Below are 17057 nucleotides of genomic sequence, written 5' to 3'. Positions count from 1 at the left end.
TCAGGGTTGAGCGTCTGTCGGCACGCTGTCTGAGGCGGGTTTAAAGGCGCTTGCAGCGGGTTCTCCGGCCAGTGTTGTAACCCCCTCCAGCCAGCCCATGACAATCTGAGGATTGGCCTCGATCCACTTTTTCGCCTCGCGGTGGGGGTTGGTGTTGCTGTCGAGAATGGCGCTCATCAGGTGGTTTTCCATGTCCAGGTTGAAGTGCAGGTTCTTCAGCAGACGCGCCACATTCGGGCAGCGTTCAATGAAGGTTGCATTGGCGTTGGTATGAACGGTGGCACCGCCGTAATTAGGACCGAAGAACTCGTCTCCGCCCTTGAGGTAGTGGATGCGCATGGCGGTGTTCATCGGGTGAGGCTCCCAGCCAAGGAAGACGATCCACTGTTTCAGGTGCTGTGCCCGCTTGACCTGAGCCAGCATGCTGGTTTCGTTGGACTCCACCAGCGTGAAGTCGCCCAGGTTGAAGGCGTTCTGATCAATCATCTGCTGGATCAGTTTGTTGCCGTCATTACCCGGTTCGATTCCGTAAAGCTTGCCGCCAAGTTGCTGCTTGGCAGCAGCCAGATCGGCAAAGCTTCTAAGGCCGCCCTCATAAGCCGCCTGATTGATTGCCAGGGTGTATTTGGCACCTTCCAGGTTGGTGCCGAGGGTGAGCACGTGGCCGGTTTGTTGGTAAGGACGCAGGTCGTTTTCCATGCTCGGCATCCAGTTGCCGAGGAATACATCAATCTTGCCGGCGGCCAGAGACTTATAGGTATCCGGCACAGACAGCTGCTTTACCTGCGTGCGGTAACCGAGCTTGCTGAGAATGTGGCGGGTCACTGCGGTGGTGACTGTGATATCGCTCCAGCCGACGTCGGCAAAGCGCACCTGGTTGCAGCGTTCGGGTTCAACAGCGTGGGCAAACAGGGGAACACAACAAAGGAGTGCAGCCAGCTTGCTGCGGATATCCAATGACATGACAGGTCTCCCTACATCGTTTTGTGACGTTGACGGCAGCAGCTCCTCCGGCTCGGGGGATACGGAGCGTTAAGGAGGTATCTGGCCGAGGCGGGGTGTCTGGCTGTTGGTGGTTGTCAAAAAATCACCGTCAAGTTACTGCCACTGGGTTGATCATGCCGATGCAGCTTTGTACCTGCCTATGCAGCTTGTCGCTGGGAGAACGGTTTTGTCGCACATGGATTGTCCAAATGATGTTCAGCCGAGCTGAGCGACGTGGCGACCAAAGCGACCTGTGTTGGCGTATTCAGATAAGACCGGGTCGGTGTGGGACGCCGGGAGCGGGGCGAAATCCTGATCATGGCCGCAGCTAATCGTGCGGAGAGTGTCGTGGCTATCAGCGTATTCGACTTGTTCAAAATCGGTATTGGTCCATCCAGTTCTCACACCGTCGGGCCTATGCGCGCCGCAGCCCAATTCAGTGCGGTGCTGGTCGAATATGGCCTGCTGGATGACTGTGTGCGGGTTGAGGTGTGCCTTTATGGTTCGCTTTCGGCAACCGGCATCGGGCACGCCACTGATCGTGCTGTGGTGATGGGTCTGATGGGCGAGTGGCCGGACCAGATTGATCCGGCCAGCATCGCACCACGCATTGAAGCGCTGCTGGCAGACAAGCAGTTGCTGCTATCTGGCCGTAAAACAGTACAGTTCGACTGGCAGCGCGACATGCTGCTGCTTGAGGAGAATCTGCCGTACCACCCTAACGCTATGCGTCTCCGTGCTTTTGCAGCAGATGGCAGCCTGCTGTACGGCAACACCTATTACTCAGTCGGCGGCGGCTTTGTGGTGGATGAGGCGCAAGCCAGCAGCGGCCAGCTGGATCAGGATCAAACCCCGCTGCCTTATGACTTCAACAGTGCCGAAGAGCTGCTGCAGCTGTGTCGGCTGCACGGCCTGCGTGTCTCTGAGCTGATGATGGCCAACGAAAAGGCCTGGCGCAGCGAGGAGGAAATCCGCAGCGGCCTGATGAAGCTCTGGCAGGCCATGCGAGATTGCGTGGAGAACGGCCTGCGTCAGGAAGGCATCTTGCCGGGTGGGCTGTTTGTGCAACGCCGCGCAGCTAAGCTGTACCGCAGCTTGCAGCAGATGAGCCGGCCCAATGTGATCGGCTCAACGCTCAGCGGTATGGAGTGGGTCAACCTGTTTGCCCTGGCGGTGAATGAAGAAAACGCTGGTGGCGGCCGCATGGTCACGGCACCGACCAATGGCGCGGCGGGGATCATTCCGGCGGTGCTGCATTATTACGTGCGTTTCAGCCCGGCGGTGAGCGAAGACAACGTGGTCGATTACCTGCTGGCTGCGGCTGCAATCGGCATTTTGTGTAAAAAAAATGCGTCGATCTCCGGTGCCGAGGTGGGCTGTCAGGGCGAGGTGGGTTCGGCCTGCGCCATGGCCGCAGCCGGTTTGGCGGAGATTTTGGGCGGTACGCCGGAGCAGGTGGAGAACGCCGCCGAAATCGGCCTGGAGCACAACCTCGGTCTGACCTGCGACCCAGTAGGCGGTCTGGTTCAGGTGCCGTGCATTGAGCGCAACGCGATTGCCGCGGTTAAGGCGATCAACGCCGCGCAAATGGCGCTACGCGGCGATGGCCAGCATTTTATTTCACTCGACCGGGTGATCCGCACCATGCGCGATACCGGCGCGGATATGCACGATAAGTACAAGGAAACCTCCCGCGGCGGTCTGGCGGTTAGCGCTGTGGAGTGCTGATGCCGCTTCTGGTGCAAGCTGTTTACAGGTCGCGTTGGGCTGCTCGGTTTTGGTGCGTTTAGTGTTTTGAGCTTTAAGTGCTGCAGTGGTCTAAGGAGCGTAACGACCGCTGGCAGCATGTGCGCCAAACAGTTACAGCGCGGCGCTCTCTGAGTGCTACCGAAATGCTCAGAGCACTGAAATCGAAGCGTCATGAGAGTGTCGCGCTCAGATAAGTGATGGTGATTCGATCAGAGAAATCCGCAACTTGAGAGGCATCAATATTTTTTATTGAACAGCCAATCAATTTAGGCATGGCCTTTGCCTAAGTGAATGCAGCCCGAACGGGCATGAATAAAAACAACTAAGAGCCTCTTACGAGCTCTACCGTGCGTTGCTTTGCGTGAGGATACCCCTGATGACACACCTCAACCCAGGTGCTCAGCCGTCCAAAGGTAACACCGCTCCACAATCCATCGGCTTTCTGTTGCTCGATAACTTCACCCTGATTTCACTGGCATCGGCAGTCGAACCGCTGCGCATGGCCAACCAGCTTTCCGGTAAGGAGCTGTACCGCTGGCATACTCTTTCCCAGTCAGGCCAGCCGGTGAGTGCCAGCGACGGATTGCAAATTACCCCGGATGCCAGCTTCGCCGGAACGCCGCGTCTGGATGCAGTGATTGTCTGCGGTGGTGTGGATATTCAGCACAGCGTTACCCGCGAGCATGTGCAGTGGTTACAGAGCATGTCGCGCCAAGGGGCTCAGCTCGGTGCGGTTTGTACGGGCAGCTGGGCATTGGCCAAGGCCGGTCTGCTGGACGGTTTTGAGTGCAGCGTGCATTGGGAGTGTCTGGCCGCCATGCAGGAAGCCTTCCCCCGCGCCGGTGTTAGCACACGCCTGTTCTCCATCGACCGTAACCGTCACACCAGTTCCGGTGGTACCGCGCCGATGGACATGATGCTGCACATGATCGGTCGCGAGCATGGCCGTGAGCTGGCCGCAGCGATTTCCGAAATGTTTATCTACGAGCGCATCCGCAACGAGCAGGATCATCAGCGCGTACCGCTCAAACACATGCTCGGCACCAATCAGCCGAAGCTGCAGGAAATTGTCGCGCTGATGGAGGCCAATCTGGAGGAGCCGATTGATCTGGACCAGTTGGCCCTGTACGTGGATGTATCCCGTCGCCAGCTCGAGCGCCTGTTCCAGAAGTACCTGCATTGCTCGCCTTCACGTTACTACCTGAAGCTGCGTCTGATCCGTGCCCGTCAGCTGCTCAAGCAGACCAGTATGTCGATCATCGAAGTAGCCTCGGTGTGCGGGTTTGTTTCCACGCCGCATTTCTCCAAGTGCTACCGCGAGTACTTCGGCATTCCGCCGCGGGATGAGCGCGCAGGTCAGCAGCACAGCAATGTGGTGCTGATGCCGATGCCTGAAGATCTGGCCCGCACGCCGTCGGCTGCCATGGCGGCGCTCAACCGGGCACAAGGTGAGTCCACTTTCGCCAGCGTGCGCCTGTAGAAAGATGCCCTGTCATTGTTGATCCACAGGTCCCTTCAATAGGGACCTGTCCTTCCGTTTTCTGGGGTAGCAGACTCAGACTACTGCCTTAGTTGTGTGTCTGCGGCGTAGAATTCTGCGCTATGGTTTGGTTCCCCGCCTTCAGGTCTGCTGTTCTGCTCAACGGATTCAATAATGAAATTGCCAGGATCGCCTTTCTTCTGGGTGAGTTTTGCCATGATTGTCGGAGGGATGAGCACGGCGCTGATCAGTCCGCTTTATCCCTTGTACCAGCTTGAATGGGACTTGCTTGTCAGCCAGGTTTCGCTGATTTACGTGGTGTACATGTTCGGGGCGTTGGGCTGCCTGCTATTTCTGGGGCGCCTGGCGGATCGGATCGGTTTTCGAAAGGTATTGGTGGGCGGACTGACGCTGATGCTTGTTGGTACCGGCCTTACGGTCGCGGCGTGGGATATAAACAGTCTGCTGTGCGGCCGCTTTATCGTTGGGGTGGCCGCCAGCTTGCTGACCACATCGGGGACGGGCTATTTGCTGGGGGCATCCGAGCCAGACTCTTTGCCGCGGGTCTCGACCATTACCAGCGTGCTGGTGACCATTGGCTTCGGCCTTGGGCCATTGCTGGGCGGTATTGTCGGGCAGTGGCTGGCGTACCCATTGATCACGGCTTATATCCCGGTGTTGGTGCTGGGCACGTTGGCGCTGTATGCGCTGCTCACACAGGTGCCATCGATCAAAGTCGCACAGGCAGGCAATGCTTCTCACTGGTTGAAAAGTTGCCTACCCAGGCTGACATGGCCAGGCCCTGGCAGTTCGAGTGTCTTTATTCTGATCTGCTGGTTCCCGTTTGTGGCCTTCAGCGTGTTTGGCCTGTATGCCTCCATGGCCCCTCTGTTTCTGGAAAAAATGGTGACTTGGCATGGCCCGTTTGTTGGCGGTGCTGCCATTGCCTTGATCCTGTTTATCTCGGCCAGCATGCAAGTGTTCTGTCGGCAGTTGCATATCCACGTCAATGGCATGTGGGGCATGTTGTCGATGGCCATGAGTAATGCGCTGATGGTTATTAACCTGCACCAAGGGTCATCACTGGTGTTTGTAATGGGGGTGCTGCTGGCTGCCATTGGCCACGGCATGGCTATGTTGGCGGGGGCCAGTATGGTCAACCGTCTGGCGCTGCCGCATAACCGCGCCGGGATGTTTGCGACCTTTTGGGTGGCCGGTTATATCGGTGCCATAGGGCCGATGATGGGTATGGGCTGGATTGCTGACCATTGGGGGATCAGCACGTCGGTGACGGTGTTCTGCTCGTCAATCATTTTGATTGCGGTAGTGCAGGCGGTATTTACCCGGCGTCATCCGGGCTTGCGGGCGATGCAGGAGTAATTCTGTTGTTCTCCTGTTGTTTGAGCGACCGAGTCTGATATCTCGAAGCGTTTCGCCCTTTCCGGGCGAGTTTCTTTTGTCAGGGCAAAAGTAACCAAAACCGTTTACCCCGTCATCCGGCCCTGCGCTTCGCTACGGGTTCGTGCCCAGAATCACCCTGCTGAAGCGGTAATTGGCGTCGCTCTGACATTCAGCGCCCATAGCTCGTAGCCTGGATTAGCCGCAGGCGTAATCCCGGGTTCGCAGGCGCAGTCACCGCGACCTGCGAACCGGTGCGGTTAAAAATCAATCGACACGTCGCTGGTCGGCACGCTGCAGCAGGCGAGGATATAGCCTTCGGCGACGTCTTCATCGGTGATCGCGCCGTTGTGTTCCATGTTCACCTCGCCGCTGTTTTTCATCACCTTGCAGGTGCCGCAAATGCCCATGCCGCAGGCTTTGGGAATGTGCAGGCCGATTTTCGCCGCGGCTGCGTGGACGGTTTCGCCGGGGGCGATGCGGATGCTCTTGCCGGTGCTGCTGAAGCTCACTTCAAACAGTTCGGACTCGGCCGGTGCCGGTTCGCCAGCAGCTTCGGCGGCCAGCTCTTTGACCTCTTCGCGGACTTCTTCCGGCGTCGGGCCAAATGCTTCTTCGTGGTAATGGCTCATGTCAAAGCCGCTGGCTTCAAGCATGCGTTTTACCGCATTCATGTAAGGCGTCGGGCCGCAGCAGAAAATCTCCCGCTGCATAAAGTCCGGGGCAATCAGCTCCAGCATCGGCTTGTTCAGGTAGCCGCGATAGCCTGACCAAGGCTCGCCCAGGCCGTGTTTCTCGCAGATCAGGTGCAGGCTGAAGTTATCCACTCGCGCGGCCATATGCTCCAGCTCGCGGTGGTAGATGATGTCTTTCGGCGAACGGGCGCTGTGCACGAACACCATATCCACATTGGCGTTGGTGTCGTAGAACCAGCGGGCCATGGACATCACCGGCGTGATGCCGACGCCGCCGCTGAGGTACAGCACTTTGTCGGCCGGGAAGTCGATGGCGTTGAACAGCCCGACCGGGCCATGCACGGCGATCTCCTGACCTTCCTGCAGGTTGTCGTGCAGCCAGTTGGAAACCTTGCCGCCCGGTACGCGCTTGATGGTGATGGAGAAGCTATACGGCACCGAAGGCGAGCTGGAGATGGTGTAGGAACGCATCACCGGTTCGCCGTCGATATTCAGCTCCAGGGTGACGAACTGCCCCGGCTTGAAGAAATACATCAGCGGCTGATCCGCCATAAAGCAGAAGGTGCGTACGTCCCAGGTCTCCTGAATGATTTTCACGCAGCGTACCGGGTGGCGGCCGTTGCTCCAGGTCTGGGTGGTGACGGGGTTCAGGAAGCTGTTCGACATGGTCGTGATCTCGCGCACTGCGGCCTGTTATCGGCCTGATGGGAACGATTGTGCGCATCGCTTCCGGCGCTCATTTATCTGCCAGCGACATTTGCATGCTTATCACGACCTGCCCCGTAGAACGGGCTTTACCGCGTCGGAAACGGACGTGGTCATGTCGTGCATAGGTAAGGATTACCCGCCCTTCAGGCCCACACTCCAGCCAGCCGGACAATAAGGTTATGAGCAGGTTTCCCTTTCCTGAAGAGGCCGCCGGCAGGCGCAGAAAGGGCAGACCATGCCGCCCTGCGTGAGCCGCTGCCGGAGGCTGGCAGCGTAACCGACCAGACACTTTGATTACGGCCATTTGCAGTGCGAGTGGCCATAAGGAGTTACCGATGGATACCACCGCTACGCTGAGCCTGGGTGATGTGCTTGAGCCTGCTCGTAAGGCCACTGCTGAAATGCTGCAGACCCGTGAGCGTACGTTTTCTCTGCCGCAGCCGTTCTATAACGATGAGCGCCTGTTCAAGATCGACATGCAGGAAATCTTCCACAAGGAGTGGCTGATTGCGGGCATGACCTGCGAAATCCCGGCCAAGGGCAACTTCCTGACGCTGCAAATCGGTGATAACCCGATCATAGTGATTCGTGGTGCTGAAGGCAGCGTGCATGCCTTCCACAACGTCTGCCGCCATCGCGGTTCGCGCCTGTGCACCAGCGACAAGGGCAAAGTGGCCAAGCTGGTCTGCCCGTATCACCAGTGGACTTACGAGCTGGATGGCCGCCTGCTGTTCGCCGGTACCGAGATGGGCGAAGACTTCAAGCTCAGCGACTACAACCTCAAGCCGGTGAACTGCAAAGTCGCAGGCGGCTACATCTTTATCTCCCTGGCGGAAAACCCGCCAGCCATCGACGACTTCCTCTCCACCCTGTCGCACTACATGGAACCGTACGACATGGAAAACACCAAGGTGGCGGTACAAACCACCTTGATGGAAAAGGCCAACTGGAAGCTGGTGATGGAGAACAACCGTGAGTGCTACCACTGCAACGGTTCGCACCCAGAGCTGCTGAATACGCTGCTGGAATGGGATGACGTCACCGACCCTCGCGCCACCCAGACCTTTAAGGATCAGGTCGCCGAATGCACCGCCCGCTGGGACCGCGACAATATTCCGTACGCCCACGCCAGCTTTGGTCTGCGTAACCGGATCGTGCGTATGCCGCTGCTCAAGGGCACTGTGTCCATGACCATGGATGGCAAGCCAGGCAGTAACAAACTGATGGGCCGTATCACCGACCCGGATCTGGGCTCGATGCGCATCCTGCACCTGCCGCACTCGTGGAACCACTGCATGGGCGACCACATGATCGTCTTCACCGTGTGGCCGATCAGCGCGCAGGAAACCATGGTCATCACCAAATGGCTGGTGCACAAAGATGCTGTCGAAGGTGTGGACTACGACGTCGCCCGGCTGCGCGAAGTGTGGGATGCCACCAACGCACAGGACCGCCAACTGGCCGAAGAGAACCAGCGCGGCATCAACTCCACGGCTTACCAGCCAGGCCCATATTCCAAAACCTACGAGTTTGGCGTCGTCAATTTCATCGACTGGTACAGCGAACGCATGCTCAATAACCTGGGCGCGGCCCCGGCACCGTATTTGCGCAGCGTCGGGAATGAGCAGGCATGAGTCTGACGCTTTTGTTTCTGATCGGGCTGAGTCTGTACGGGGTGCTTGCAGCACGCCCTCAGCCCTAGCTCTATACAAAAAGTGCCTGCGCTCGATGATGCTTCGTTAAAAACCGGTTCGGAATGCTCATTTACCACTCGTAAACTCCGCCTCCGAACCGATTTTTGCCTCGCCTGATCTTTGCTCGGAGACTTTTTGTTCAGAGCTCAATTGACACACTGAGATCCTTCCACAGGGATCACGCTCACCTCTGTCAGCGCTGGTTTGGCAGAGGTTTTTTTTGTCTGCGCGCCGGCGCTCCCCCGACCTGCCTAAATGCGACTGCGGCTTGACGCTTTCGGCAATCCCCCAGTCGCTTTTGCGCCGGGTCGCTAAATCCCCCGGGGATATTCTCACTGCACAGCGCCAGCAACGGGTTTGGCGACATAGCTTGAGGGGACAGCCAGATGAGCCCAGCCGAATTACACGCCGACAGCATCGTTATTGACGGGCTGATCATCGCCAAGTGGAACCGTGAACTGTTTGAAGACATGCGCAAAGGTGGCCTGACGGCAGCCAACTGCACGGTGTCGGTATGGGAAGGGTTTCAGGCCACAGTCAACAACATCGCCGCCAGCCAGAAGCTGATCCGCGAGAACAGCGATCTGGTGATGCCGGTACGCACCACGGCGGATATCCGCAAGGCCAAAGAGCTGGGTAAGACCGGCATCCTGTTTGGCTTCCAGAACGCCCATGCCTTTGAAGACCAGCTCGGCTATGTCGAGGTGTTCAAGCAGCTCGGCGTGGGCATCGTGCAGATGTGCTACAACACCCAGAATCTGGTGGGCACCGGCTGCTACGAGCGCGATGGCGGGCTGTCCGGGTTCGGCCGTGAAGTGGTCGCGGAAATGAACCGCGTCGGCATCATGTGCGACCTGTCCCACGTCGGTTCCAAGACCTCTGAAGAGGTCATCCTCGAATCGAAGAAGCCGGTGTGCTACTCCCACTGCCTGCCATCCGGGCTGAAAGAGCACCCGCGCAATAAGTCCGATGAAGAACTGAAGTTCATTGCCGATCACGGCGGGTTTGTCGGCGTGACCATGTTTGCGCCGTTCCTGGCCAAGGGCATCGACTCGACCATCGACGACTACGCCGAAGCCATCGAATACACCATGAACATCGTCGGTGAAGACGCCATCGGTATCGGCACCGATTTCACTCAGGGCCATGGTCAGGATTTCTTCGAATACCTGACCCACGACAAAGGCTACGCCCGCCGCCTGACCAACTTCGGAAAGATTATCAACCCGCTGGGCATCCGCACCGTGGGCGAGTTCCCCAACCTCACCGAAACCCTGCTCAAACGCGGCCACAGCGAGCGCGTGGTGCGCAAGATCATGGGTGAGAACTGGGTAAGGGTGTTGGCCGACGTCTGGCACGAGTAGGTGAATACCTTTGGGCCTACTGCGCACACCGATAGCTGCGTCGCGTCCTCGCGACAGGCTCGCTACGGCCCAAGGGCATTCACGTAATTAGCGCAGGAATGAAGAACGTAGGGTGAATGACGCTTTATTCATCCACCAATGAAACAACGCGGTGTCTGCTGGTGGATGGCTTCGACCATCCACCCTACGCAAAGCAGCGGCGCAACGAATATCGACTGATTTGAATTCTGGAGTCTGTACACATGGCCAAACACGCCCCTGAACTGCCGATTGAGGTGGATAGCGAAACCGGCGTCTGGACCACTGATGCCCTGCCGATGCTGTACGTGCCACGGCACTTTTTCGTCAACAACCACATGGGCATCGAAGAGGTGCTGGGCGCTGAAGCTTACGCCGAGATTCTCTACAAAGCCGGCTACAAATCCGCCTGGCACTGGTGCGAGAAAGAAGCCGAATGCCATGGCATCTCTGGTGTGGCGGTGTTCGAGCACTACATGAAGCGCCTGTCGCAACGCGGTTGGGGGCTGTTCCAGATTGAAGACATCGACCTGGAAAAAGGCACCGCCAGCGTGCGCCTGAAGCACTCGGCGTTTGTCTACGTGTACGGCAAGTGCGGGCGCAAGGTCGATTACATGTTCACTGGCTGGTTTGCCGGGGCCATGGACCAGATTCTCCAGGCTCAGGGCAGCGCTGTGCGCACCGTGGCCGAGCAGGTTTACGGCGGTTCCGAAGAAGGCCACGACGACGGTCTGTTCATCGTCAAACCACTCTAAAAATAAATTTATCCGTGATCGAAAACACAGCGAGCGCAGTCGTTTTCAGAGGGTGCCCTAATGGCTTTTGAGGCTATGTTCCAGCCGATCCAGATCGGCAAACTGACCATCCGCAACCGCGTGCTCAGTACAGCGCACGCCGAGGTGTATGCCACCGACGGCGGCATGACCACTGATCGTTACGTGAAGTACTACGAAGAGAAGGCCAAGGGCGGTATCGGCCTGGCGATTTGCGGCGGCTCCTCTGTGGTGGCTATCGACAGTCCGCAGCAGTGGTGGAGCTCGGTGAATCTGTCCACCGACCGCATCATCCCGCACTTCCAGAATCTGGCTGACGCCATGCACAAGCACGGCGCCAAGATCATGATTCAGATTACCCATATGGGCCGCCGCTCCCGCTGGGATGGTTATCACTGGCCGACCCTGATGTCGCCGTCCGGTATCCGTGAACCGGTACACCGCGCCACCTGCAAAACCATCGAGGTGGAAGAAATCTGGCGGATCATTGGCAACTACGCACAGGCCGCACGCCGCGCTAAAGAGGGCGGGCTGGATGGTGTGGAACTGTCCGCTGTACACCAACACATGATTGACCAGTTCTGGTCGCCGCGTGTGAACAAACGCACCGACGAATGGGGTGGCAGCTTTGAAGGGCGAATGAAATTCGGCCTCGAAGTGCTCAAGGCGGTACGCGCTGAGGTGGGCGATGATTTCTGCGTGGGCATGCGTATCTGTGGTGACGAGTTCCACCCGGACGGCCTGTCCCATGACGACATGAAGCAAATTGCCGCCTATTACGACGCCACCGGCATGATCGACTTTATCGGCGTTGTAGGTTCGGGCTGCGATACCCACAACACCCTGGCCAACGTGATCCCCAACATGAGCTTCCCGCCGGAGCCGTTCCTGCATCTGGCAGCGGGCATCAAAGAAGTGGTCAAGGTGCCGGTGCTGCACGCGCAGAACATCAAAGACCCGAACCAAGCCACGCGCATTCTCGAAGGCGGCTATGTGGACATGGTCGGCATGACTCGCGCCCATATCGCCGATCCGCACCTGATCGCTAAGATCAAAATGGGCCAGGTTGATCAGATCAAACAGTGCGTAGGCGCCAACTACTGCATCGACCGTCAGTACCAGGGCCTGGACGTGCTGTGCATCCAGAACGCTGCCACCAGCCGTGAATACATGGGCCTGCCGCACATCATCGAAAAGTCCAGCGGGCCGAAGCGCCGCGTGGTGGTGGTTGGTGGTGGCCCCGGCGGTATGGAGGCTGCCCGTGTCGCGGCAGAACGCGGTCACGAGGTGATTCTGCTGGAGAAAAAAGACAGCCTCGGCGGGCAGATCACGCTGGCCGCCAAGGCACCGCAACGGGACCAGATGGCTGGTATCACCCGCTGGTATCAGCTGGAGCTGGCTCGCCTGAATATCGACTTGCGCCTGAATACCGCCGCTGATGCCGAAAGCATTCTCGCGCTGCAACCGGACATCGTCGTCTTGGCCAATGGCGGCCATGCCTTTATCGAACAGAACGAACACTGGGGCGCGGCCGAAGGGCTGGTGGTCAGCAGTTGGGATGTGCTCGACGGCAAGGTTGCACCGGGTGACAACGTGCTGGTCTACGACACCATTTGCGAGTTCACCGGCATGTCGGTGGCCGACTTTATGGCTGAGAAAGGCTCGAAAGTTGAGATCGTCACCGACGACATCAAACCCGGTGTGGCGGTTGGTGGCACCAGCTTCCCGACCTACTACCGCAGCCTGTATCCGAAAGAAGTGATCATGACTGGCGACATGATGCTGGAGAAGGTCTACCGCGAAGGCGACAAGGTGGTCGCGGTGCTGGAGAACGAATACACCGGTGCCCGTGAGGAGCGGGTGGTGGATCAGGTTGTGGTGGAAAACGGTGTGCGTCCTGACGAGAGCCTGTACTACGCGCTCAAACAGGGCTCGCGTAACAAAGGCCAGATCGACGTGGACGCGCTGTTTGCAATCAAACCGCAACCGTGCCTGAGCGAAGCGGGTGACGGCTATCTGCTGTTCCGCATCGGCGACTGCGTGGCGCAGCGCAACACCCACGCCGCGATCTACGACGCTCTGCGCCTGTGCAAGGACTTCTGATCGGGCTTTCGTAGGGTGGATGACGCTTTTCTCATCCACCAATGGGAAGTGTGTTGCTTGCTGGTGGATGGCTTCGGCCATCCACCCTACGTGACTGAAGTTGTCGTGCAACGGATCGATGCGATTCGGGTTATCGAAAGGGTGCGCTCATGTTAAACACCATCCTGCCTATTCTGCTGTTCGCCGCGCTGGCGTTGGCGGTGTTGGGCGCTGTTAAACGCTTTTTAATGTGGCGCAGAGGCCGCCCGGCCAAGGTTGATTGGCTCGGTGGATTGCTGGCCATACCGCGTCGCTATCTGGTGGATTTGCACCATGTGGTCGAGCGCGACAAATACATGTCCAAGACCCACGTGGCCACGGCGGGCGGCTTTGTCCTCGCGGCTGTACTGGCGATTGTGGTGCATGGCTTCGGCCTGCACAGCAAGATTCTCGGTTTCGCGTTATTGGCCGCCACTGTGCTGATGTTTGTCGGTGCTCTGTTTGTGGCCAAACGCCGCAAGAACCCGCCGTCACGCCTGTCCAAAGGCCCGTGGATGCGCTTGCCGAAAAGCCTGCTGATGTTCGCGGGTAGCTTTTTTATCGCCACCTTGCCGGTAGCCGGGATTCTCCCGGAAGGTTTTGGCGGTTGGCTGCTGGCGCTGCTGCTGACTGTGGGCGTGGCCTGGGGCGTGTCGGAGTTGTTCTTCGGCATGACCTGGGGCGGGCCGATGAAGCACGCCTTCGCCGGTGCTCTGCATCTGGCCTGGCATCGCCGCGCCGAGCGCTTTGGAGGTGGCCGTTCAACCGGCCTTAAAGCCCTGAATCTGGATGACAGCAGCGCGCCGCTGGGCGTGGAGAAACCGACTGATTTCACCTGGAACCAACTGCTCGGTTTCGACGCCTGCGTGCAGTGCGGTAAGTGCGAGGCCATGTGCCCGGCCTTTGCCGCAGGCCAGCCGCTGAACCCGAAAAAGCTGATTCAGGACATGGTGATTGGCCTGGCCGGTGGCAGCGATGCCAACTTTGCCGGCTCGCCCTATCCGGGTAAACCGATTGGTGAGCACAGCGGTGGCCCGCACCAACCGATTGTCGACCTCAACGGCAAGGCGCTGGTGGATGCGGAAACCCTGTGGTCCTGCACCACCTGCCGTGCCTGCGTGGAAGAGTGCCCGATGATGATCGAGCACGTCGACGCCATCGTCGATATGCGCCGTCATCTCACCCTGGAAAAAGGCGCGACGCCGAACAAAGGTGCCGAGGTGCTGGATAACCTGATCGCCACCGACAACCCCGGCGGCTTTGCCCCCGGCGGTCGCCTGAACTGGGCGGCGGATTTGAACCTGTCGCTGATGAGCGATAAACAGCAGGTCGACGTGCTGTTCTGGGTGGGTGACGGTGCCTTTGATATGCGCAACCAGCGCACCCTGCGCGCCTTCGTCAAAGTGCTGAAAGCCGCCAACGTGGACTTTGCCGTGCTCGGTCTGGAAGAGCGCGACAGCGGTGACGTCGCCCGTCGTTTGGGTGATGAAGCCACCTTCCAGAGCTTGGCCAAACGCAACATTGCCACGCTGAATAAGTACCGCTTCAAGCGCATCGTCACCTGTGATCCGCACAGCTTCCATGTGCTGAAAAATGAGTACGGCGAGCTGGGCGGCAACTATCAGGTCCTGCACCACAGCACTTATCTGCAAGAGCTGATCGCCAGCAATAAAGTCAGCCTCGGTCAGCATAAAGGCGGCACTGTTACCTACCACGATCCGTGTTATCTGGGCCGCTATAACGGCGAGTACGAAGCGCCGCGTCAGGTGCTCAAGGCCCTGGGCATTGAAGTGAAAGAGATGGAACGCTCCGGCTTCCGCTCCCGTTGCTGCGGTGGTGGTGGCGGTGCGCCGATCACCGATATTCCCGGCAAGCAGCGGATTCCCGACATGCGCATGGTGGATATCAAAGAGACCGCCGCCGAGTTGGTGGCCGTGGGTTGCCCGCAGTGCACGGCGATGCTTGAAGGTGTGGTCGGCCCGCGTCCGGAAGTGAAGGACATCGCTGAGCTGGTGGCTGATTCGTTGATCGAACAAGACGCCGCCCCCGCGAAGAAAACAGCAGTCGCCGAGGTGATGGCATGAGCCGGATTATTCGACGAGACCCGCGGGCCGAGTGGATTGCCCGCAACCGCCTGCATCCACTGCACGCCAGCCTGCAAAGTAACGTGATCAGTTGGATGGGGCCAAATGGCGTAATCCGCAAGAACCCTCATGCTGTGGGCTTTATCGGCCCCAATGGGATCAAACGGATCGACCGCAGCGGCACGCAGCAAGGCAGCCAGCGCGTACGCGACAGTGGCGAAACCCAAGTGCAACTGCCGCTGCATGTGGTGGCGCAACCAGCGTTTTATATCGCCGTGGTGCCGGACATGCAGGGCGGCCGCCTCAGCAGTCACGATAAAGACCTGCTTGGTCTGGCGCGCAAACTGGCGGGCAGCGACGGTGCGGTATTGGCGGTGATCTTTGGCGAGCATAAAGAGAGCGCGCTGGATGTGAACGGCGTCGACCGCCTGCTGCATCTGCAAGACAACGCCTTTGCCGGTTACAGCCCGGAAGCCAGAGTGTTGGCCCTGTGTGAGCTGGAAGGGCAGTTGACACCGCGTCACTGGCTGTTCCCGGACAGCCGCAGTGGCGGTGCTGAACTGGGCCGTCGCGTGGCGGCCAAGCTCGGCGAGCGCCCGGCCACACGGGTTTGGCAAGTTGCGGAAGGTATTAGCAGCGGTCGTGCCGGTGCCGGTCGTGAGGATGTGCATCAACCCGTTCCACGCATGCTTCTGGCCTCGGCTGAGTGTGCTGAGCCGGTCAGTGAGACGCGCCATGAAGTTCGTGCATTGGAACTGGAGTTGTCGGTCACCGCGCAATTGCCACGGATTCAAGACATGGGCGCGGTAGCGGTCGACCCGGCGCAAATTCCCATGGCCGAAGCGGAGTTTATTCTCTCCGGCGGCAACGGCGTGAAGGACTGGGCGCTGTTCCATCAGGCCGCCGAAGCCCTCGGCGCTACCGAAGGCGCCTCGCGGGTGGCGGTGGACGACGGCTTTATGCCGCGTAACCGTCAGGTCGGTGCGACCGGCACCTGGGTCACCGCGCGGGTGTACGTGGCGGTGGGGATTTCCGGTGCGATCCAGCACCTGCAAGGCATCGGTGCCTGCGACAAAGTGGTAGCGATTAACCAGGACCCCGGTTGTGACATGATCAAACGGGCCGACCTCTCGGTGATTGGCGACAGCGCAGAGATTCTGCGGGCGCTGATCGAACGAGTGGCCGCCCATCGTCAGGGAGGTGCCCGTGATGCAGCCTGATGCATTGAATGTGGTGACTCTGGTGTCCGTTGGGGCGCACCCGACTTCAGGGCGTGCGCGGCGCGCTGAGCAGGATGCTCGAGCGGTGGAGCTGGGCCTGCATCTGGTCGGCGGTCGCCTGCAAGTGTTGCATGCCGGTGATCCCCATGCCGAAGCCTTGCGTGCCTATCTGGGCATGGGCCTGAATGAAATCAACGTGCTCGAACAACCCGCCCACAGCGACGCTGTACCGGTGCTCAGCGAGTATCTGTCACGCAGCCCGGCGCAATTGGTGCTGACCGGCACGCAAGCGGAGACCGGCGAAGGCTCCGGCATGTTGCCGTACCTGCTGGCCGAACAACTGGGCTGGCCGCTGGTGGTGGGCCTGGCTGCGGTGGAAAAGGTTGATAACGGCGTCGCGCAGGTGCTGCAGGCATTGCCCCGTGGCCAGCGCCGTCGCCTGCAGGTGCGTTTACCGTTTGTGGCCAGTGTGGATAACGCCGCGCCCATCGCCCGGCAGAGTGCCTACGGCCCGGCTCGGCGTGGTCGGCTGAGCGCAGTTGACGTGGAAGTGGTGGCTGATCCGCTGTTTGAACAGGGTGAGCTGCAACCAGCCAAGCCCCGCCCCAAGCGCCTTAAAGTGATCAAGGCGAAAACCGGTGCTGAGCGTATGCGTGCGGCAACGGCCAAGGCCAGCGGTGGCGGTGGTCAGGTGCTTAAAGGTGTATCGGCGGCTGATGGCGCTGAAGCGATCTTCAAACTATTACTGGAAGAGGGCGTGCTGCGCTAA

At 59.2% G+C, this 17057-nt stretch carries 12 protein-coding genes; 10 read left to right on the top strand and 2 right to left on the bottom strand.

The genetic code is table 11. The annotated features are described in order from the left end of the window. Positions 1–963: a choline ABC transporter substrate-binding protein gene (gene choX, locus AO726_RS15675; protein WP_058069037.1), complete on the bottom strand. Its 963-nt coding sequence runs from the start codon at positions 961–963 to the stop codon at positions 1–3. A gap of 369 nt (positions 964–1332) precedes the next feature. Between choX and AO726_RS15670 the strand changes: the two genes are divergently transcribed. From AO726_RS15670 to AO726_RS15660, 3 genes are all read left to right on the top strand, one after another. Beyond that, positions 1333–2712, top strand: coding sequence for an L-serine ammonia-lyase (locus tag AO726_RS15670; RefSeq protein WP_058069209.1), 1380 nt, complete (start codon positions 1333–1335; stop codon positions 2710–2712). 397 nt (positions 2713–3109) lie between these two features. Then, the gene (gene gbdR / locus AO726_RS15665) at positions 3110–4213 is read left to right on the top strand and encodes a choline metabolism transcriptional regulator GbdR (RefSeq protein ID WP_058069036.1); all 1104 of its coding nucleotides are present in this window, start codon (positions 3110–3112) and stop codon (positions 4211–4213) included. Positions 4214–4387: 174 nt separating this feature from the next. Beyond that, complete coding sequence (locus tag AO726_RS15660; protein WP_058069035.1) at positions 4388–5593, top strand: MFS transporter; 1206 nt, start codon at positions 4388–4390, stop codon at positions 5591–5593. Between the two features lie 278 nt (positions 5594–5871). On the opposite strand, the gene gbcB is transcribed toward AO726_RS15660, so the two are convergent. Further along, entirely contained in the window at positions 5872–6972 is a 1101-nt protein-coding gene (gene gbcB / locus AO726_RS15655; RefSeq protein WP_058069208.1) for a glycine-betaine demethylase subunit GbcB, read from the bottom strand. Positions 6973–7349: 377 nt separating this feature from the next. On the opposite strand from gbcB, the gene gbcA reads away from it, so the two are divergent. The 7 genes from gbcA to etfB all read left to right on the top strand — a co-directional run bounded on the left by gbcA (position 7350) and on the right by etfB (position 17057). Continuing rightward, positions 7350–8648: a glycine-betaine demethylase subunit GbcA gene (gbcA, locus tag AO726_RS15650; protein ID WP_058069034.1), complete on the top strand. Its 1299-nt coding sequence runs from the start codon at positions 7350–7352 to the stop codon at positions 8646–8648. A 446-nt stretch (positions 8649–9094) separates the two neighbouring features. After that, positions 9095–10072 carry a dipeptidase gene (locus tag AO726_RS15645; protein ID WP_058069033.1) on the top strand — a complete coding sequence of 326 codons (978 nt, stop codon included), beginning with the start codon at positions 9095–9097 and terminating at the stop codon, positions 10070–10072. A gap of 242 nt (positions 10073–10314) precedes the next feature. Beyond that, entirely contained in the window at positions 10315–10845 is a 531-nt protein-coding gene (locus AO726_RS15640; RefSeq protein WP_058069032.1) for a DUF5943 domain-containing protein, read from the top strand. Positions 10846–10905: 60 nt separating this feature from the next. Further along, positions 10906–12966 (top strand): dimethylglycine demethylation protein DgcA, encoded by a 2061-nt coding sequence (gene dgcA / locus AO726_RS15635; RefSeq protein WP_058069031.1) that lies wholly within the window; start codon positions 10906–10908, stop codon positions 12964–12966. 149 nt (positions 12967–13115) lie between these two features. Further along, positions 13116–15068 (top strand): dimethylglycine demethylation protein DgcB, encoded by a 1953-nt coding sequence (dgcB, locus tag AO726_RS15630; protein WP_058069030.1) that lies wholly within the window; start codon positions 13116–13118, stop codon positions 15066–15068. Further along, a complete protein-coding gene (etfA, locus tag AO726_RS15625; RefSeq protein ID WP_058069029.1) occupies positions 15065–16288 on the top strand; it encodes an electron transfer flavoprotein subunit alpha in 1224 nt (407 codons plus the stop codon). The genes dgcB and etfA overlap by 4 nt, the downstream gene beginning before the upstream one ends. Next, positions 16278–17057: an electron transfer flavoprotein subunit beta gene (gene etfB, locus AO726_RS15620; RefSeq protein ID WP_058069028.1), complete on the top strand. Its 780-nt coding sequence runs from the start codon at positions 16278–16280 to the stop codon at positions 17055–17057. The genes etfA and etfB overlap by 11 nt, the downstream gene beginning before the upstream one ends.

This window comes from Pseudomonas sp. TTU2014-080ASC (genome assembly GCF_001446935.1).
Classification (GTDB): Bacteria; Pseudomonadota; Gammaproteobacteria; order Pseudomonadales; family Pseudomonadaceae; genus Aquipseudomonas.
The sequence above is the reverse complement of the archived record's forward strand: the minus strand, read 5'-3'. Positions and strand labels throughout refer to the sequence as shown.